General features: G+C 52.9%; 15 protein-coding genes. All 15 read right to left on the minus strand.

The window, feature by feature from the left end; genetic code table 11:
• Positions 1–2: 2 nt before the first annotated feature.
• A complete protein-coding gene (locus ACLSSQ_RS03415; protein ID WP_416243788.1) occupies positions 3–1,958 on the minus strand; it encodes a hypothetical protein in 1,956 nt (651 codons plus the stop codon).
• Complete coding sequence (locus tag ACLSSQ_RS03420) at positions 1,952–5,308, minus strand: DEAD/DEAH box helicase (protein WP_416243789.1); 3,357 nt, start codon at positions 5,306–5,308, stop codon at positions 1,952–1,954. Before ACLSSQ_RS03420 ends, ACLSSQ_RS03415 begins: the two co-directional genes overlap by 7 nt.
• Positions 5,305–6,657 carry a protein kinase domain-containing protein gene (locus tag ACLSSQ_RS03425; protein ID WP_416243790.1) on the minus strand — a complete coding sequence of 451 codons (1,353 nt, stop codon included), beginning with the start codon at positions 6,655–6,657 and terminating at the stop codon, positions 5,305–5,307. The genes ACLSSQ_RS03420 and ACLSSQ_RS03425 overlap by 4 nt, the downstream gene beginning before the upstream one ends.
• Positions 6,650–7,384, minus strand: coding sequence for a PP2C family serine/threonine-protein phosphatase (locus ACLSSQ_RS03430; protein ID WP_416243791.1), 735 nt, complete (start codon positions 7,382–7,384; stop codon positions 6,650–6,652). The genes ACLSSQ_RS03425 and ACLSSQ_RS03430 overlap by 8 nt, the downstream gene beginning before the upstream one ends.
• Positions 7,381–7,857 carry a VWA domain-containing protein gene (locus ACLSSQ_RS03435; protein ID WP_416243792.1) on the minus strand — a complete coding sequence of 159 codons (477 nt, stop codon included), beginning with the start codon at positions 7,855–7,857 and terminating at the stop codon, positions 7,381–7,383. The genes ACLSSQ_RS03430 and ACLSSQ_RS03435 overlap by 4 nt, the downstream gene beginning before the upstream one ends.
• Positions 7,854–9,617, minus strand: a complete 1,764-nt coding sequence (locus ACLSSQ_RS03440; protein ID WP_416243793.1) for a Card1-like endonuclease domain-containing protein — start codon at positions 9,615–9,617, stop codon at positions 7,854–7,856. Before ACLSSQ_RS03440 ends, ACLSSQ_RS03435 begins: the two co-directional genes overlap by 4 nt.
• A complete protein-coding gene (locus tag ACLSSQ_RS03445; RefSeq protein WP_416243794.1) occupies positions 9,614–12,289 on the minus strand; it encodes an FtsK/SpoIIIE domain-containing protein in 2,676 nt (891 codons plus the stop codon). The genes ACLSSQ_RS03440 and ACLSSQ_RS03445 overlap by 4 nt, the downstream gene beginning before the upstream one ends.
• The gene (locus ACLSSQ_RS03450; RefSeq protein ID WP_416243795.1) at positions 12,286–12,516 is read right to left on the minus strand and encodes a hypothetical protein; all 231 of its coding nucleotides are present in this window, start codon (positions 12,514–12,516) and stop codon (positions 12,286–12,288) included. Before ACLSSQ_RS03450 ends, ACLSSQ_RS03445 begins: the two co-directional genes overlap by 4 nt.
• Positions 12,509–12,850, minus strand: a complete 342-nt coding sequence (locus ACLSSQ_RS03455) for a hypothetical protein (RefSeq protein WP_416243796.1) — start codon at positions 12,848–12,850, stop codon at positions 12,509–12,511. Before ACLSSQ_RS03455 ends, ACLSSQ_RS03450 begins: the two co-directional genes overlap by 8 nt.
• Positions 12,847–14,157 (minus strand): hypothetical protein, encoded by a 1,311-nt coding sequence (locus ACLSSQ_RS03460; RefSeq protein WP_416243797.1) that lies wholly within the window; start codon positions 14,155–14,157, stop codon positions 12,847–12,849. The genes ACLSSQ_RS03455 and ACLSSQ_RS03460 overlap by 4 nt, the downstream gene beginning before the upstream one ends.
• A 16-nt stretch (positions 14,158–14,173) precedes the next feature.
• Complete coding sequence (locus ACLSSQ_RS03465) at positions 14,174–14,443, minus strand: WXG100 family type VII secretion target (RefSeq protein ID WP_416243798.1); 270 nt, start codon at positions 14,441–14,443, stop codon at positions 14,174–14,176.
• Positions 14,443–15,177, minus strand: a complete 735-nt coding sequence (locus ACLSSQ_RS03470; RefSeq protein ID WP_416243799.1) for a vWA domain-containing protein — start codon at positions 15,175–15,177, stop codon at positions 14,443–14,445. Before ACLSSQ_RS03470 ends, ACLSSQ_RS03465 begins: the two co-directional genes overlap by 1 nt.
• A gap of 69 nt (positions 15,178–15,246) precedes the next feature.
• Entirely contained in the window at positions 15,247–18,270 is a 3,024-nt protein-coding gene (locus tag ACLSSQ_RS03475; RefSeq protein ID WP_416243800.1) for a type I restriction endonuclease subunit R, read from the minus strand.
• The gene (locus tag ACLSSQ_RS03480; RefSeq protein ID WP_416243801.1) at positions 18,267–18,848 is read right to left on the minus strand and encodes a restriction endonuclease subunit S; all 582 of its coding nucleotides are present in this window, start codon (positions 18,846–18,848) and stop codon (positions 18,267–18,269) included. Before ACLSSQ_RS03480 ends, ACLSSQ_RS03475 begins: the two co-directional genes overlap by 4 nt.
• Before the next feature lie 11 nt (positions 18,849–18,859).
• Positions 18,860–19,537 (minus strand): restriction endonuclease subunit S, encoded by a 678-nt coding sequence (locus ACLSSQ_RS03485; RefSeq protein ID WP_416243802.1) that lies wholly within the window; start codon positions 19,535–19,537, stop codon positions 18,860–18,862.
• Positions 19,538–19,539: the final 2 nt, after the last annotated feature.

Below are 19,539 nucleotides of genomic sequence, written 5' to 3' on the forward strand. Positions count from 1 at the left end.
TGTCATTGCTCTAAAAGTGTTTTGATAGTTGAGAAGGCTGCTTTACGGAGTTCCGCAATCTTTGCCTTGGGCAAAGGCAGTGGCTCGTTGCCGTGGCCGCGCCGAATAATGAGGTTTGCCATATCGCCTACGAAGGTCGGCTGCGTGTCGTGAATTGCGGCAAGGGCATCTTCGTCAGACACTAACAGCAATGCGATGGCGCAAGCGCCCAAGGATTGGCTGCCACCCTGCAGCGTTTGACGTACTGTCAGTGTTTTGACGGTTCGCAAACTTTCAGGCAATACCTCGCAGAGGTCGGCCGCGACAGCCTTGCTTTCAGCCATGCCGATAAGCTGGGTATCGCTGGCATCGGGCGGTAGCCTGCCTGCCAATAGTTTCTCAAATGACGCTTGGGCTGCGGCATAAAGGTCGCCGACATAGGTCGCAGCATCATCACCGTCATGGCACGATAGGAAGAAACGCTCTGCATGAATCAAACGATCTTGCAGGTGCATGCTAAGGCGATTGAACAGCTTGAAGCCGAACTCGGCCTGGATACTGGCGCGAGCATCCAGCAGTTCATCAACTTGCGTATCCTTATCCGAGATGAAAGTTGGCGTGTCGACGAACACGATGTCCCGGACAAGAGTGTGAACGACTTCGCGAAGGAATGGCTCATCAGTCAGTTCATGCTGTGGTGCATCCGCACCTCCCTTGCCATGCGCCTTTTCATTGCGTTTGGCGCTGATGGCAATAAGACGGTCAATGAGATCTGGTTGCGTGGCAGCAAGACGCCGTAAAGGGTGCCCTTCGTCATTGCGCGCTTGAAGGATGGCAATGGCGAGAACCGTTTCTTGGTATGCGCCACCATTTTCAAATTCCCGCAGCTTGCCTTCACGAATCGGCCTAAAACCTTGCGATGGCCGCTCAAGCCCGATAGCCTGCGCTGATTGCTCCAGCAATGCGGCGTGTTGGCTCTGTTCGGTGTATTTGAGTGTTGCGATAACGTCCTTGAATGGGCGAACGCAACAGGCGTAGAACAGCGCCCATTCTATGGACGCATGAATTTTGGCAAGTGTTCGAAATTGTGCGTTACTAGCAGGTTTTAAACTGGCAATAAGCTTAGGGTAACGTTGCCAGTTGGCCTCCGTCTCGAATGGTTCTTTTTGTCTTGTGTCTTGTTTTTCGGAGCCAGAAGTACTCAGCTGTTGCTTCCAAGTGAGTAGCCAGCCAGCTAGGTGATCCTCTAGCTCCAGCATTTGCTCAAACGATTTTTCAAGGATCAGAGAAAATCCGTTTCCAAACGGATCAGCGATACGGAACTCGCTGTCGCTTTTCTGAATGGCAATGGGACAATCGAGGTGATAAAACTCGGGTTCGGTGATTATCGTGATCTGCTGGACAGGGGGCATTTTGTATTCCATGCCCAATACTGCCGCGCGTTTCTTCATGGCCCGCAATGTATTGATGACATCACGTTGTGTTGGGGCATTTCTTTTGTGAGAAGCATCCCAACGGATCGTCCGAAAATCTTTCTCCTCGCCCTCCTTTTTCTGCAAGGGATTTGCATCGTCCAGTTGATGCAGAAATGGCAAAATTTTCCCGGTAACAAGTTCACGGAACAAAAGTGCGGTCACGAACACCAGGGAATTGCCTTCCTCGTTTAAGCCCTCATTTCGCTCTTGTCTGATGATGGCGTTGTATTCGTCAATAAACCCTTTGTCCTGCAAGCGCAAAAGAACGCCCTTGACCAAATCGAGCGGAATGCGGGTTTCATCCGCCAGCTCATCGGCATGCAGTATCCCGAAAACATCAAGCAATTTAAGGATGACGCGCTCAAATGCATTCAAGCCATCGCCATCGTTGGAGACCTTGGGCAAGGTCACGCGATACGCATGCACTGGCCAGGCGAGATTGCGCGGCCTGCCGATGATGCCGCTGAAGGGATTGGGCTTGCCATAGTCCAGAAGCTTCAGCATGGCAGCACCACTCCCTCACGCCGACAGAGTTGAAGAAAATCCACTAGTCCAGGGACAAAGTCTTCCGCGAGTTGGTTTTGGAACGCGCCCGTATCGCCGACGACTACCAGCAATTTCTTTTGGCGGCTCATGGAAACGTTCAGTCGGTTGTAGAGGCAGAGATGGCCGAAACAAAACTGAGCTTCTCTTGTATCTGTCCAAGTCTCGCCTTTGCTAATCACTCTCCTCTTACAGGCTTCAATACTCTCCCTATTTGGCATGGTTCTCACCATGGATAGGAATACAACATCGAATTCCATACCTTGGAAGGAGTCCACCGTGCCGACGCGCAATTTCTTGTCGTCGTCCGCGATGTTGCGTAATTGCTTCCTGATGAGGTCGGCCTGAGCTTTGTAGAAAGAAATCACACCAAAGGAGAGGCCTTTCCCGGCATCCGAACTCATCCACTCATTCAACTTGCGGACGATGACAATGGCCTCTGCAGGACGCGTCCAACTGGTTCCGTCCTTTTGATGTCTTCCTATCTGTGCTGGTACATCCAGCCAAACTGCAGGCTTGCCGTTCGTGCTGGAGAGCGCATGGGCGAAATCGCTTACAGGCCGCCCTGAGTCGAATTGCTCCATCGGATCAAAGCGTTCGTAGAAGTTACGGCTGATGAAGCTACCCAGCAGCGGGTGCATGCGGTATTGCTTGTCGAGTGTTACGCGGCGAGTGATGCCGTCGTATTCCTCCAACGCTTTCAGACGAGCGCTAAACAAATGCTGGAACATGGATTTTTTTAGCCAGTCATTTTCGTCCTGCGCACCTTCGCCTTCCTCCATCTGGCGGGCCACCTCTTCGTCAATGATGTGCGGCAACTGCCGATGGTCGCCTACCAAAATGATGCGCTTGCCTTGCGCCATAGCCACCATCAAGTCACGGGGCGATACGCGAGCGGCTTCGTCCACGATCACATATTCGTACTCCATGCTCTTATTGAGATCACTCCCTGTCATCCCCTTCTGAGCTTGCATCCTTCGATTCACGCTTTGCTGGCAAGTGGCAGCAAAGGCAAAGCTGTAATCAGAAAGTGCATCCATCATTCCATAAGGGTTACCCTCCAATTCAGCCAAAAACTCAGCCAACGCAGCCGATTTTTTATTTTTAGCTGAATGCCCTGTGGTCATGATGCGCTGGATGGCAAATTCCGCCAGGGCAATCACCTCGTCGTTTTGCTTTTCCACGCGAAAAACCGGCGGACTGCTAAACCGGACAAGGAGCTTCATTTTCAGTGCCGCCAAATCCGCGAGGAACGAGGGGGGGCCATCTTCGCTGCGCCAAAGACTAGCTGCATCTAGCAATTCGCGCTCGTTTTCTTCAAGAACATCGCGCAGATCTTCCAGCGCGTCTACCGACCGTTCCGGCCCGTCGTCGCTGAAGCTTTCAGACTGAACACGCAGACGACGTGCGGCATTTAGCCATTGACTTGAATCTTCGTTGAGCTTCTCTTCACGCGTGAGGTTCTTTGCCAGATTCTCCGCCCGACGCATGCCGCCTTCACCTAGCACCGCAACGCCAAGTGAAGCGATTTTCCTAGCAAGGCTCCCCGCCAATGGGCGACTTGGTGCTTGAATATATTGGAGGAACAGGTTTTTGATTTCCCTTTCCTGCTCCACTTCTGCAATCCGCGGGTTTCGCTCACGTATTTCGGCGGCCAATTTTGAGCACCAGTCCTCAAGATTGCGCTCGAAGGTGCTGTAATCATCATCAGCCGCACCAGATCGCTTGCCAAATTTTGGCACGGGGATACCGTTGAGCGAGAGCCGATCTATCATGTTCTCCACGGCATCGTGCTGAAACCCTGTCAACAGGATCTGACCTTTGATACGCGTCCCTCGTTTGTCGGCAATCTCGTTTAAACGCTCTAGAATCGCAGCGATGACAGTGGTCTTGCCGGTGCCGGGTGGACCTTGGATCAGCGCTATGTCTGGTGTGTTTAAGGCCACCTCAATAGCTTTTTCCTGCATTACCGTTGGGTCATTGCGAAAGACTTTTTTGCGGACGAATGCCGTAAGCGGTGGGGTTTTCTGCGGTTCGCGGGTTCGGGCGATTTGTCCCTGCTCCTCAATTAACAGCCCCAACTGGGGGTTGGCTGCACGGCCTTCCAGAATGGCCTGACGAGCGGCCATACGGCGCTTGATTTGGGCTGTTTCGCCCGCCAGCGACAGGATGAGCGTGCCAGACTCTCTGGGCAGAGTCTCCGTTTTAAGCGTGAGCACTCGGGTTTCTTTGTCAAATCCGACGACATTGAAATAGCTCCTTTCCTCACGACGTTTTAGTTCATCCGATTGCTCAATTCCGCCTGCAAAATCCTTAAAGCTAAAGTTTTCAATCTTCAAATAGTCCGGCAGTTCATCCACCAACTCCACTTCAGGCACTGCGCCTTTTTCCAACGCAATCCATGACGAATCAGATGCCTGAGAAATGAGAACCGTGACAGTTCCGTCCCGTCTCTGAGTCATCCCCTCGAACTGCAAAGAGCCAACTTCGCGCGCTTGTTTAAGCAGCAGTTCGCCTTCCATGTCGCCGAACTCGTCCCATTTTTTCAGATAGCTGCCGTCGTCCTGCGTGAGTGCAGTCATTTGCGCTTTGGCAAGAATTTGCACTTGTCCTGCCTGCGTCCAATCCACGAAACGCAGCCGACCTTTCGCCAAGCGTAGGGCGCGGTCCGGATCATTCCTTTGCGCCTTCAGACGGGATGCGATGAAGATGGAATTACCGCCCGGCATTGCTTTTTCGGTAACAACGAAACGGATACCATTGCCGGTAATGCCGAAAGAGTTTTTTGAAGTTGGCTCTGCCCTTGCTTCGCGTGGCGCTTCATCGGCGTCCAGTTTCAGTTCTTCATTAATGGCTGGGCCGGCGGTCAGAAAGAAGTAAGCGTTTTCACCTTGCTGGAAGCAGCAGATTTGGCCGAGAACCTCGTAAGGGCGCTTCCCCTTTTCGCCAAGGCGCATCTTTGCCAGTCCATTTTCCACGTATTCATCCACGCCGATTTCGACATCGCCCATTTCCAAACTATCGCCTGTGAAAAATGCGACTTGTAATTCGATACTGCCATCTGCAGCGGGGCTGGCTAGTTGCGCCAGCAGGGAACGCCCGCTGGCGAGTTCGGCATTGAGGAGGCGAATGTCTGCTGTTACGACGGGTCGGACGAAGACAACGGAATCTCTTAAACGAATTTCAAATTCATCCGTACGGCTTAACTTGGCTTCCACCGCGAATACGGGCTGCTCTTGCAGGGCCGGGGTCTTGGTGGTCGGCTTGACTCGGATGCTCAGGATACAGGCGGGAATGTCCTGAAAATTCATTTACCCCCCTCGACGAACTTGAAAGTCAGACTTTCAGGAAAAGCCTTTGCGCCACGTGCGGGAACTGCCGTTTTGGCCGCGAAGTTCAGCACGGACTCGTATTCCATGTCGTTGTGATTCTCGAATGAAAATGGATAGAACAGACGGTGCGGCAGGGCAAGCTCTCTTGTGCTGGCTGGAGTGACAATTTCCCAGCGTGGTGTTTGAACCCGAATGGAAGCGGGGGGCTCGCCGCCACAATAAGGGCAGTTTCTATGATCATCAGGGAAATAGCTCATGGCACATTCGGGGCAATCCAGCGCGTGGTCGGCTGCTTTAGTAAGCTCCAGCGCCCAAAACGCCATCGCTGGGCGGCTAAGCGGGTGTTCGCGGCCAGCTCCGAAAGATGCCTGAAAAAGGCGACGCAATTCCGGTGTTGTAACCAGAACACGTGGCAAACCAGCAGAGCCCTTGTTGGAATCGTCATCTTCGTCATCTACGAAAGGCAGGTACCCGGCGTATGCCTGATCTTCCATGCTGGCGGGCACACTGTCGCCTCTTGCCTGCGGCTCAGCGTCCCAGCCGCCATCGTCGTCCTCAGTTTGCAGCACTTTGTTGCCGATGAATGGGTGGCACAGCGCTAGCAGCTTGAAGGCCATGACAGCGAAAGCCCAGCAATCGGTTTGTGGGCGGGACTGATCGCGACCTTGCACCACTTCCGGCGCGCCGTAACCCGGCGTATATACCGACACGCCGCCGCTGAGAAACTCAGGGCGCATGTTGTCAGCATCTATCAGCCAGACATCGGGGGTGTCACCTTCGCCCATAAAGGCATTGTTGGGAGAAATGTCACCATAGACCATCCCCGCGTTGTGAAGGCGGGCGAGGATAGCGGCGCATTTCGCCAGCACGCGCAGACGGCGACGCGTAGAGCCTGTGCTGGCGTAATGCAGCAGCCGAAGCGCCTGGTCTTTGTCAGGAATCTTCGCCAGCCATTGTGGCAAGACTTGTCTTTCATCTTCAAGCTTCTTCTTGCTTCTGCCATCCAAATCGAAAACGGCGAATGGCTTCATATCGTTCAATAGACGCATCACATAGCCCGGTTCGTCTCGCAAGATGGCAAGCGGTAGGGAAATGGGGATGTGCCGTGGCATGGGCAGTAAGCGGATGCGCTGAAAACGCTCGCGCAAATTGGCGTTTTTGTCCGGCTGGCCGGAGGCATCCAGCGGTTGCTTGACTGCCAAATCCGCATCCTTGGTGCGGTAGACCACGCCTTGTCCACCGCGAGCAAGTTCATCGGTAATCTGATGAAAATTGCCATACTCATCCACAAGAACTTTCGGAGCTTTGTGTTCTATGGATTCATGCATCCGGGGCGTCCTCACAAAAAAGACAAGCGATGGTCTTGTCGTCGCTGTGCTTGGGAGTAGGCCATTTTTCGAGCATTTCTCGGGTGCGGCGATTGGCACTTATTTCGGCGATGGAGCAATGTGCCTCGATAAAGCCCGATACAAAACCATCGACATTATCCAAGTCATCAGCTACGCCATCGGTACACAGGAAGACAGCAATACACTCTTCCTCCGGAAGCGAAATATGCCGCCATTCATTCGGTGAAACAGTCTGGGATAGCGCAGTGGTGATGTTGGAAAAACCGTAGCCCTTGTCTTCAGTGAGAGATACGACAGAGCCATCAGGTTTGAGAGCTGCGACAAGACCATCTCCAAGCATCCCCAAGTGAATTAAGCCATCTCCGAAACGGAACGCGAACAGACAGGTCGCAGAGCAATCTCGAGGCTCAAGAGGGCTAATATTGGAGAGCCAATAATGTTGTATCCGTTCGAATAGGTAATCGCGGTTTATCTCGACCTGAGATATCTCGGCCTTGATGCGACATGCTAGAGCTGCACAACCGACTGCCAAGCACGCGGCATCACTTCCAAAATTGGAAAATGGCTTTGAGCCAACTCCATCGGATACCACAATGCCATCCCCCCAGGTATGGTGAAACGACATCCACGCATCTTGGTTTGGCAAACCTTCAGTAATGTGACTTGGGCCGCGAACGCTTGCGCCAAAACTTTTCCACAGCGTCATGCCCACTCCTCATCCTCTTCAAACCAACCATCGAGCGCAGAAAACAACTCGTCTGATGAGAACAGCTCAGACCCTTTGAGTTTGGGATTCGCATCTGCACCAATCTTTATGATTCGCAGCATGTTTGAGGGCAAATTGTCTTTCCACCGCTTCAGAGCCCTCGCATCATCCCGAGACCAGAACCCGTCGGTGAAAAGTAGAACTTTGCCGTCAGGCTTGTCACCAAGCGATTGAATGAGCGACGAACTATTTGCAGTTCCTGAGCATGAAAGTAGCTCCTCAGGAAATCTGCTTCTTGTGCCCCAGTCAGGTATACGACGCGCCTCAGAGCCCCAGGCCCACAAAGTGATCTCAGTACGCCCGTAGCCATACAAAACCCATTGAGCAATGGTTGTAACCAGTGTTCTCATAATGAATGGTTTTCCACCGTCGCTCATGCTGCCGGAAATGTCGCAAACCAGATGGAGTGTCACGTCGTTCCCTCTATCGCTTCGGCTCGCGCGGCGATGCTGTTCATCATCGTCTTGATCTGTTCAGCAAGTGATGCTCCGCTCCAAAGCGTCAGCCTCGCATCCTTGATCTTTTTCTTAGCGGATTCAGTATTTGGTGGAACACAACATGCAACGATGCCACGACCTTCAGTTCCTCCGTAGAAGCGCACAAGGTTTTGCAGCTTCATAACCTGTTCCTGCGTTACATTGCCTGCCTTGCATTCCACGATGTAAAGCGAGTAGCCGTCGGTAAATGTGACATCCAGCTCGTTATATTCCGCACCGAAATTCGAATGATTCCAGGCGTTTTCTTGCTTCAGGTTCAGCTTTACATTTATGCGCAAGTCTTGGATGACGCCAGTATCTTCGTAGGGCTTGCATTGCAAATAGACAAACTCCTCGAACCAGCCGCCTGACAGGTATTTGGCGAAATCAGGCCATCTTTCGAATTCCAGATCCAATCCGTAGCCTTGGAATGTCGCTCTCTCCGAATTGTCCAGCTTGAAATTGATGCCGTCGCGACAAATTTCGAATGGTTTGAACGCATTGTTATAGTCGGTCAGTTCTTTATAAAACCTACGCAGCTTTTCACGATGAATCCAAAGAGTCTTGGTCAAGAGTTGACGATCCTGCGACATCTCATTCATCACGGAATCGTTGAAGACATCCAGTCCGTCGCTATTGAGGCGTAAAAAGGTTTCAATGGAATCAATCCGCCGGATTTTTTCGCGACGAAGACTGTCAACAAAAGTTATTTGACGATTTCTACTATCAAAATAAAAGGGAACAGCGCCAAGCTCGCGAGCAGCAGATAGTGCGCCTGCAAACATTAATTTCGTTCCGCCGGTCAGATTGATTCCGATTCGCGTATTTTCTGGAAATTGTTTCGCAAGTTCAGTAATTTGCTTATGAACGGCTCGATCATCCCAAGGGTCAACAGAAAGTTCGTGTAGATCTCGGGAACCTATAAAAGCTCGCATGCATGTAGCGGGATAGTCTTTTGAGTTAACGAAAACGTGATGCGCCGACTCAAATTGCCGAATGCTGAGCAAGGCAGGCATCCGTTGCTCACCAAAAAGATGGAAGGTCACATCAAATCCGTTAGAGATGTCTCGGATCGCGTCCTGTTTCGCTCCGTGCTGCTTGAGCCACTCGGTAGGCAGCGATACAACCTCGGGCGCCATGCCAACGACGGACGATGCTATAAGCCGTTTTTTTAATTCTGGGTAGCTCAGTGCTGCGAGCGCCCATACAAAGGCCATTACCGGAGTGCCAGGACTAAGGTAGAGCGTGACGAATTTCTCACCTGATTCACGCTCCACCCTATCCAGCGCTCGCATCGCGCCCGCATAAATACCTTCGGTGTCGTTGAGTTGACGAAGTTTCTCGCTTATTAATCGGATTCTTGCGTTGCATCCCACATTGGCAGCTCTTGTTTTCAACCAACTCTCAAAATGCTCATGGGCAGCAGTTGTATTGGCGAACCTAGAAACAAACTGACTGGTGGACTTCCAATCCTTCTCAAGCCCCGCGTTTCGTATTGACGACAATTCATCTGCGAATGTCTTCTGCGCTTCGATTGATTCGTTGGAGTCATTGTCTGCCCGGGTATAGCCTAAGATAATCAGATCAGAATAGGACTCACTTGTGAGGGCGCCTGCAATAGGGCCATCGGTATTTTCGAATCCCAGAGAGGCACGAAAATCTGTGATTCCGTACCATGTGAGCAGAAATTTTTTCATCGAGAGTTTTCCTGAACATATGGGCGGAACCATGCGATGTCATTCGTCATTTTGTTTACGAATACAGCGCGGTTAGGTTTTTCAATGCCTTTAAACTTGCCAATTCCTCCACTCACAAGTGATCCGGCATCGTCCTCATTCATGCAATACGCCACGCGTAATTCGAAAAAGGAGAAAAGGTCTTTGCATGCGGTGGCACAGCGCTGCCAACGGTCGACAAAGGCAAATACAAATGTGCCTTTCCTCGGGCCGTCTTCTGCGAGATGTTTTAAGAGGTCAGCCGGGCTTGGCGGGTCGCCGGGCTTGGGAGATTTAAACGCAGGAGCTGGATGTAGTATTTTCTCGGAATCGAGACCGTCGACGATTAGCGCGATGCGGCGAACCCCAAGATTGTCTGATATCGCTTGTAACGGTAGCGCAGAAATATCGTCGAACATTTTGAAGCGCGCACCGAGAACTTGCGCGGCGGCTGAGAATGCTCCTCCGGGAGCGACCCCTCGAGCGTTGAAGTAAATGACTTCATCAAAGCCGTCGGCGAAAGACAGGCTGTAAAGCATAGCGGACAGCAGTCCGTCGTGAATCTGATCGTTGTAGCCGCTGAATAGAACATTAAACGCAGATCGACGAGTAAGCGGCAAAGTCAAAGGGGCGGCTTCGAATGTGAGCCGTTCACCCAAAACAAGCGTTTCTTCTTGTTCGCAGACTGCCTGGTATTCAGAAAGTGACGGAATCTCTGGAAGGGATGCTCCGCTAAAGATTTTCGTTTTGGTGGCAGCTCCGGAAAGAGACGTGCGCTCTATCAGTTTCGTGAGCAACGCACGCCGATGTTCACTTTCTCCGGCGAATGGGATCATGAATCTCACATTGCCGGACTTTGCCCCGTTAGCGTTGTTGATAATCCCTTCAGGTGGGCTACGCAACTCTGCTGCTGCCCAGTTCCCGCCCCCGAGGATCATTGCGGAATCCTCCTGCCCACAAGCCAGTGCAATACGACATCCCAACTGGGTGATGATGCTTCCGATTGACTGGGCGTTGATACCTTTCAGAGTCTGAGTAGCCAGAAGGATGTGAATGCCGAACGAGCGCCCCTGCTTCAAGAGCTGCGAGAGCAGTTGCTCAGCCGCTTCTGCCACCTGGCGGCCTTCTGAAAACAGAACCTGGAACTCATCGATGATCAACAGAACGCGAGGTAACCGCACCCTGCTTAACTTGCGATATTCGGCAAAATCTCGGGCGTTTGCAGATTTGAATATCCGTGCGCGAGTTTCCAGTTCACCCACGAGATGCCGTAGAACGGTGACGCCATATTCAGGATCGCTTTCCGTGGCAACAAGGCGGGCATGTGGAAGTGGCGGCGCTGCATAGACATTGAACTCCGTCGACTCCTTGTAATCCAGTAGATAAAGATCAATCTCTTCGGGTGAGTATTTCTCGCATAGCGTGTGAATCAGGACATGGAGCAGATTGGATTTACCAGAGCCCGTCTTCCCTGCAAGCAATGCATGATGCTCGGAGTCCGTCGCGCCCACTCTTAGCGTTGCAAAGTCGCCAGCGGGCGTCCATCCAATGGGAATATCAAAGCCGCCAATGGTCGTCTCATCCTTGATGAGGTTCGTCCAGAGATCAGGCATCGTTTTCCTGAAGCGCGTCTTTGCTGCGCAATTTTCAGCGAGCTTTGCCATGAAGCGATCAAGCACGTCCCGACGTGGCCATTGCTCAGGCATGTATGTGAATGACAGTTCCGCAACCCCGGCGCACTGCAATAGATGATCAAGCTGCGTAGAGGAGGCTTCCAGCGTGGCCATGAACTTTTCATATCGCCGGTCTTCCACGCGCTTGCTATCAATTGCAATGATGGGCAGCACACCGCAGCGCGGACCGTTCTCACAAATGCGGCCAAGGAACCAGAGAGATTTTTCCGATATTTGCTCCGGCACATCAAAAAGCACCACCGCCTTGCAAGGTAACGGGGTGTCGGGGTTGATCGCGTTGTATTCCGACCAGTTGAATGCCTTGTCATTGAATCGCTGCTGGATCATCTCCTCAATCTCGTCCGTCAGTATGCCGAGTGCGGCCTCGATTTCGTCCGACCGAGTGAGAACATGGCCTTGCGGCACCAGTTGCTCTACCTTCAGTAGTGGCAGGAACGGCTCGACCGACTGCCCCTGCTGCAGTGGGTCAATAAGTGTCAGTTCTATTTGTCCTGCTGGCAAAGCGGATAGCAAGCGCAACAAGAGGCAATGAGCGAGTCGTTTTTGCTCTAAATTGTCCTGCGGCAAAACAAGAGCGCTGGCGAAAGGAAATGAGATTACCCGTGGGACATGACAAGAAAACTGCTCAAAAGAAACCTGCAGCGAGCCCATTACAAGACCGGCTGGAATTTCCGATGCCGTCGGTGGCTGTTCTTCACCAAAATCTACGAACGCGGGCTGATGCCGTCTAATCTGCGAGCTTACAGACGCTATTTCAGTCGCGTTCCTTTCCCATTCTTTGGCAAAGGCTAACTTCCAATTCGACTTTCTTACTTCCTGGTTACGCTCTTGATCCACGTTTAACGCTTTTTTGGGCGCATGGAATTCGCGGTCGATGCGCACAAGTCCTTCGTGATAGTTCGCGATTACCTTGTTTAATTTGGAAATCACATCCTGAAAAGCTCTTGCACTTCCATTCATCGAGTCCACCTACTGTCTTTGAACTCGTGCGTGCGCGCATCAGCCAAAGCCTTATCAATGTTGAGCGATTGCTCCGTGAAAGCAGCATTGAAGATACGGAGTGAATCGACTTCCTTGAGAATCGGGTCAAGTACATCGGCAACAATGGATGCTCCGAACGTATCACGCACTCCTTCGCGGAAGTTTCCAGTACACAGCACTGCCATTCCAAAAACCTCATCAAACATCAACTCTCTCCTCTTCCATATCTCCATCAATTGGAAGTTCGAGAACGTAGTCGCCGTCTGAAATTTCTGGAAATAGATGTGCGCAAATATCGCCAGGCAACAGATAGTTGGACTTGAAATCGGGATTTTTGACCCTGATTTCGTTAAGAAACGTGCGCCATTCATCCTCGGACAAGTCAATCGATCTGCAATCAACAGTCAGTTTCAAGAGGTGTGCCGTGGCTGAATCCACTCCATCCATATCGCCGGAATTGACTGCATGTAGAAGAACATCAACTTCAGTCCGGACTTGTGCAAGAAGGTCTGAGTTAACAATTGCGAAGCGTACTTTCATGATCGAACCTCCTCGTCTTGGTGAATGAAATCAAGGCAGGACTGATCGATTTCATTTTTACTTGGCAACATCCCTACCATGGGCGATCCAGCGTCGCGCAGAGTGTCGCGGAGTTCTTTTTCTTTCTCTGGCGGCAGGTCGTGAATGTCTCGTGAGCAAAGGGTGCATTGCGCATCTGCCTGCTTGTGCCCTTCGGCTTGGAAAACCATGTGATCCTTCTGGGAGTAGAGGTATTCGGCCTTGCCGCATTTCACCTCAAATGCCATTGAACCTCCTACCGGCGCTCCCATACCCTCGCCACGTCCCAAAATGACTGGAACCCGCAAATCAGTAACCAATAGATCTGTTTTTGTGTACCGGCCGTTATCGCCAACGAAGGTTCGCCCTTGCGTCTCGATCCGGCCGCCAAGCGGTGCAAGTGCGTGCCGAGCTATTTGTTCTCCAAATTCGCCACTCAAATGTATTCGCGCCCTACGTGCGACGATGTTGCGCTCGGCATCACCCTTGGCGGTTGCCCACTGGTTCCGATACTTATCAACTTGCTTGCGATACGCAGGATTACGGTCGTAAAGATATTCCTGAAACAACCGTCGTTGTTCTGACGACAGATTCATACGGTCTCGCAAGGTGTCAGGCGTGACAGGGCGACCATTCTGAGCCGGATTCCATTTCAACCAAGAATGGAATTCAGCTGCGGGCGGATTTGTCGCAAGATAGGCATCGAGTGCTCGTTGCGCGGAATTCAAGCGCGCAGTGCCTATTGCAATAGCTTGATCGACAGTTGCCAAGCGCGTAGCGCATTCTTGTTGAGCCTGCTCCAGAGTGTGTTCCGCTATCGCCTGCGCTTGCTTCGCAATATCTACGCGCTGCTCCATGGAGATGCGATTTCCTGTCGCCGCCTCAAGCTCTGCTCTTGCTTGCTCCAGCATGCCTTGAGCCTGCTCAACAGCGGCTTCTGCTTCGGCAGCAGCAGAGTACTCGCCGGAGCAGTCCGGGGAATGCCCATCGTCATCCGGCGGTTGAGCAAGGCAAGACGATAGCGAAGACTGGGCAGAGGAGAGTGCGCTTTGACTGCTGTCGAGAGCCTGCTCAGCACTGTCTACTTTTTGCTGTGCTGCTTGCTCCTGCTGAATGGAGCTCTCCAACATGCTCTCGCTGTTCTGCGCTTCTTCGCGAGCCTCTGCACACTTCTGTGCCGCAACAGCAATTTGTTCGCGGCATGCGGTTTCTAGGGCCTCGCGCACTGACTGTAACCCGCGCACCAGGTCCTCCAGATTCTCCACTTGTCCAATTGAAACTTGTGCCATTGCGACCTCGGTACCCTTAGCTTTGTAAATAATCCCGCAGCCGGGATGCGAGTGCGGCCAGATATGGAACTTGCTCAGACGCGTTTTCGTTGAAATGTTGTAACTGCTGGACGAGCGCGTTGTAGTCCTCCTCAAACCGTGCCCGCTTTTCGTCTTGCCATGTGTCGCCCAGCGAAGCGAAGGCACCGTTAAGGTTGCCCACTGCATCGTTGAGTGAATCAATAAACTGTTGCAGTGAATACGCGAAGCGCTCGAGCTCTTCCGGATCTCCAATTGCCTGTGCCATTACCAATACCCCCCATCTGTTGCAGAAGAGCTCTGCGTCAGAGTTTTGGATTTATCTTGGCGCGCTTCGATGGTGGCGGGCTGGATGTCAATAGCGCTCGCTTCAGGCACATTATTTGGTGTCTGCGACTTTGTGCGAATGGTCACAGACATGGTGACAAACTTGAAGAAATCGCGCAGCTGCTTGGCGTTCTCAGCATAGAACAGTTGATTCGAAGTACCTTCGATAAACCTCCCGAGCACTGCCTCGTCAGCATCAGCGCCTATCGCCATTGCCAAACGGTCGCATTTTGCAGAGCGCCCGTCGCTGATAAACGCGTTCAGAGGCTTTTCCCACGCATCGTTAGGGCCGCCATCAGAAACCAATACAACCGTTGGACGATACGCACGCGAAGGAACGACATCTTTGTCTTCGATCATCGCCTTGGCCATTTGCAATGCCGTACCAAGTGGAGTCATACCGCCAGCAGAAAGATCCTGCCAATGAATAGTGCTGGCACTCGCAAGCGGCTGATGCAGGGTTACTTGAGAACCGAAGGTGATGATCGCTACATGGATTTCAGTTTCACCATTCTCAGTGTCACTGAATGTATTCAACATGTCGCGAACAGCATCATTCAGATTGCGGATTTTGTCTCCGCTCATGCTGCCGCTGACATCGAGCAGGAGAATTACTGGCAGCGGTTTGGCTTTCGGTGCTGTGAATTTCGACGGATCGAATGGGGTGTTGCTCATAAATAGGACTCCTTGAAAATTAAAGAAGAGTGCTGAATGTGGTTAGATGGAACTTCATAGGCCTTCTCCTCACGCCAATCCGAAATACCGTTCGAAGAAAGCGGCAAGTTTTTCCAGCACCGTCTGCTTCTTGGCTGCGTGGCCATTGTTCTTGGAAAACCGCGATACCGGCGGCAGGATCTTGGTGATGGCAGTACCGGTTGCCGCGATGCTGCCGTCGCGGAAGGCATTGCTAATGAATTCACGTGCCGCCTCGGCATTGAGGTTTTCCTCCGCAATGATGCGTTCCAGTTCCTCGGTCTTTTTCGCCGCAACGAACGCCTGCCACTGCGCGTCCACCTTGGCCTTGGTGGTCACTGAATCGACAAACTGTTCGATGAGGTCTTTCTTGTTGCGTAGGCCAGGGCTGGAATTGATGGCGCGTTCGATAGTGGCGCGGATTTCCTTATCGTCGCCCGAACCCTTTTTCTTCAGGTACTGTTCGACCAAGAGCAGGATGTAGTCAACATTGATTTCAACCTGCTTGATGAGCTCGATCTCGAACACCACATCGTCGTTGATTGACTCCTTCTCGGCAGCCGACGTCGCCCGGAATTCTGCGTACAGGTTTAGATACAGGCTCTGGTAGTCCTGAAACTCGCGCTCGGAGAGGATTTCGTGGCCAGCGAAATCATCGAAGGCCGTGAGGATGTTCTTCAGTCGCAAAATCGAGCCGAACAGCTTGATGAATGCCTTTTGTGCTGCCTCGCCAACAATGGCTTTTACGAGTGGGAACCCAGCCGTGAGTTCTCCGACGCGCTTTTCGTAATCCTTGTAATACTCGGCGTAAGGTTTCAACAGAACGATGCCCTTGGCATCCTTGTTGCCAAACAGGGCAAGGGCGTCGTTGGTCTCCTGCTCCAGATTGCGGAAGGAGACGATGTTGCCGTAGGTCTTGACCGAATTGAGGATGCGGTTGGTACGCGAATATGCCTGTATCAGGCCGTGTGCCTTCAAGTTCTTGTCCGCCCACAGGGTATTGAGCGTGGTGGCGTCAAAGCCGGTCAGGAACATGTTGACCACGACGACAATGTCCAGTTCACGTTTTTTCAGGCGCTGCGACAAGTCCTTGTAGTAGTTCTGGAACTTGTCTGCCGAGGTGTCGAAGCTGGTGCTGAACAGTGCGTTGTAATCCTGGATCGCGACATCCAGAAAATCCCGCGAGCCTTGATCCAGCCCCTCGGTTTCGAAGTCTTCCTCGCCGAGCAGGCCATCACTTTCCTCTTCATTTGCGGCAAAGCTGTAGATCAAGCCCACCTTGAGCCGCTGGGCCTCGGGCAACTCCTTTTGCTGTGCAACGAATTCCGCGTAGTAACGCTTGGCGGCATCAATGGACGCACAGGCGAACAGCGAATTGAAACCAGCCAGCCGTTTGCCATCGTGGCGGTACGTGCTGGCACGCTTGGTTTTCTGGTCGAAGTGTTCGCGGATGTAGCCCACGATCTGTGTGATGCGCTCTGGCGCTAGCAGCGCCCGTTCGGTGTCGATGGCCGACACCTTTTTGTCTTTGATGCCTGCAGGCAATTTGACCGTGTTGATGTAGTCGATGCGAAACGGCAGCACGTTCTTGTCGTTGATGGCATCGACAATCGTGTAGGTGTGCAGCTTGTCACCAAAGGCCTGTTGCGTGGTGCGTCGCAGCGGGTTACCTGTGGTGCCGGAGTTCTCGGCAAAGATCGGCGTACCGGTGAAGCCGAACAGGTGGTAGCGCTGGAACACCCGCGTAATTTCGGCGTGCATGTCGCCGAACTGGCTGCGGTGGCACTCGTCGAAGATCACCACCACGTGCTCGTCATACACCGGGTGTTTCTTGTTCTTCACGACGAAGCGGGAAAGCTTCTGGATGGTGGTGATGATGATGCGGGCGTTCGGGTCTTCCAGCTGCTTTTGCAGCACAGCCGTGGATGTATTCGAGTTGGCTGCGCCCTTCTCGAAGCGCTCGTATTCGCGCATGGTCTGGTAGTCCAGATCCTTGCGGTCCACCACGAAGAGCACCTTGTCGATATCTGGCAAGCCCCGGGCAAGTTGCGCCGCCTTGAAGCTGGTCAGCGTCTTGCCGCTGCCGGTGGTGTGCCAGATGTAGCCGCCCGCCGCGACGGAGCCGAGCTGCTTGTGATTGGTGGCTGTGGCGATGCGCTGCAAAATGCGCTCGGCGGCCACGATCTGGTAGGGCCGCATCACCAGCAGCTTGCGATCCACATCGAACACGCAGTATTTGGTGAGGACGTTGAGCAGCGAGTGCTTGGCGAAAAAGGTTTTCGTGAAACCTGTCAGCTCAGTGATGGGCTGGTTTTTCGCGTCGGCCCACCAACTGGTAAAGGAGAAGCTGTTGGAGGTCTTGCTTTTGCTGCGCTTGGCGGACTGTTCCTTCAAATGCCCGTCACGCACGGTGTTGCTGTAATACTTGGTCAGCGTACCGTTGCTGATGACGAAAAGCTGCACGTACTCGAACAAGCCCGAGCCCGCCCAGAAACTGTCGCGCTGGTAGCGGTTGATTTGGTTGAAGGCCTCGCGGATGTCCACGCCCCGACGCTTCAATTCGATATGCACCATCGGCAGGCCATTGACCAGCACCGTCACGTCATAACGGTTGGCACGAGCGCCTTCGACTTCGTACTGGTTAATGACCTGCAAGGCGTTGTTGTGGATGTTGGCCTTGTCGATCAGGTAGATGTTCTTGGTGCTGCCGTCGTCGCGCTTCAAGACCTGCACATGGTCTTCTTGAATGCGTGCGGTCTTTTCCAGGATGCCGTCATTCGCGCCTGCAATGCAGGTGCTGAAGAATCGCTCCCACTCTGCATCCGCCAGGGTGACCTTGTTGAGCTTTTCCAACTGGCGGCGAAGATTGGCTACCAGCTCAGCCTCCGATGTGATGGGCAGGTATTCATAGGCCTGCACCTGGAGCTGCTTGATGAATTCCTTTTCCAGTTCAGCTTCGGACTGGTATGCCGCCTCGCGCACTCCCAGGGCTTCGGGCTGAAATTCGGCGACAACCGTGCTCTCGTTAGACAGCGCAATCGGCTCGTAGCGAAAGGGCATGAGGTCTTCGCTCATGTTGCTTCCTTGAACGTGAGCAGCCGGTCGCGGTAATGCTCATACTGCTGACGGCGGGCTTTGATTTCGGCGGGTAGGCCGCTCGTCAGGTCATTCACCAGCGCATCGAATTTATCGAGGATGGCGACTATGCGTTCCTGCTCTTCAATGGGCGGAACGGGAAGCGTGAGTTTTGCCAAGCTCTCGCCAGACAGACGCTTTACCTTTGCGCGGGCGACAAACTTGTTCTTCTCTGCATTCAGTCGTTCCGTCTGGAAGCAGTACGACACGAACTTCGGATTCATCAAGTGCTGAAAAGTAAAGCAGTCGTCGTGAATCGCGACCTGCTCGGTGCCAAGCCAAGCAACCGCTTTGCCGACATCCTCGACCGTTTCACCGACCGCAGCGATAACGATGTCACCCGGTTTTGCAAAGCGCAGGCTCGACGCCATGTCCGGCCGCACATGCGAGACAGCCGCCGACGCCGAGGTTCCGTGTCGGGTATAAATGTCAGCGTAGTGGATGCAGCCGATTCCTTCCTGGACATAATCGTCCTTGGTGAATCGACGGCCGCGCGTGAATTTTCCAATCTCACCCATGGTCATCCACCTTATACTTGCTTGCTTGCTTGCTTGCTTGCTTCAGCGTCCGTGCGTTCGCCGAATGTCAAGAGCGCGTCGCGGTAGTACTTGTACTGCCGCCGACGCGCCTCCAGCTCCGCCTCCAGCTCCGCCTCCAGCTCCGCCTCCAGCTGGGTGAAGGTGTCAAGCACTTTCACAATCTCGCGCTGCACTTCAAGCGGCGGAACTGGAATCCTGATTTTTGCAAGACTCTTTGCCGAAACGTCGATGACCTTCGTGCCTGTCGCGTGCTTTTTCTTCTCTGCGAAAAAGTGTGGTGTTTGCAGGTAGTAAGAGAGGTACTTCGGTTCTTGGTCGTGCTTCAGGACCGTGGCATGCCCGCCCGTGACGATCTGCGTTTCTCCGATCCACGCAACCGCCTTGCAAACATCCTCGATGTTCTCGCTGGTGTTGGTAATCACCAGATCGCCAGGATCGACCTTGGCGAGTTTTTCGGCTTTTTCTGCTGGGACAAAGGACTTTGTCTCCGCTGTCCAGATGCCGTAATAGGTGTAAATCTGTCCGTAATGGATGCACCCAACCCCAGACTCCACGAAATCTGCCTTCGGCATTCCGTTGCCGCGCACCAGTTCGCCGAAGTCACCAATAGCCCTGAAGTCAACGCCGTTTGGGCATAGCTTTGCAATCAAGTCGTCGATCTGGCTCATAC

Origin of the sequence: Azospira sp. APE16, from assembly GCF_047901315.1 — a bacterium.
GTDB classification, from domain to species: Bacteria; Pseudomonadota; Gammaproteobacteria; order Burkholderiales; family Rhodocyclaceae; genus Azospira; species Azospira oryzae.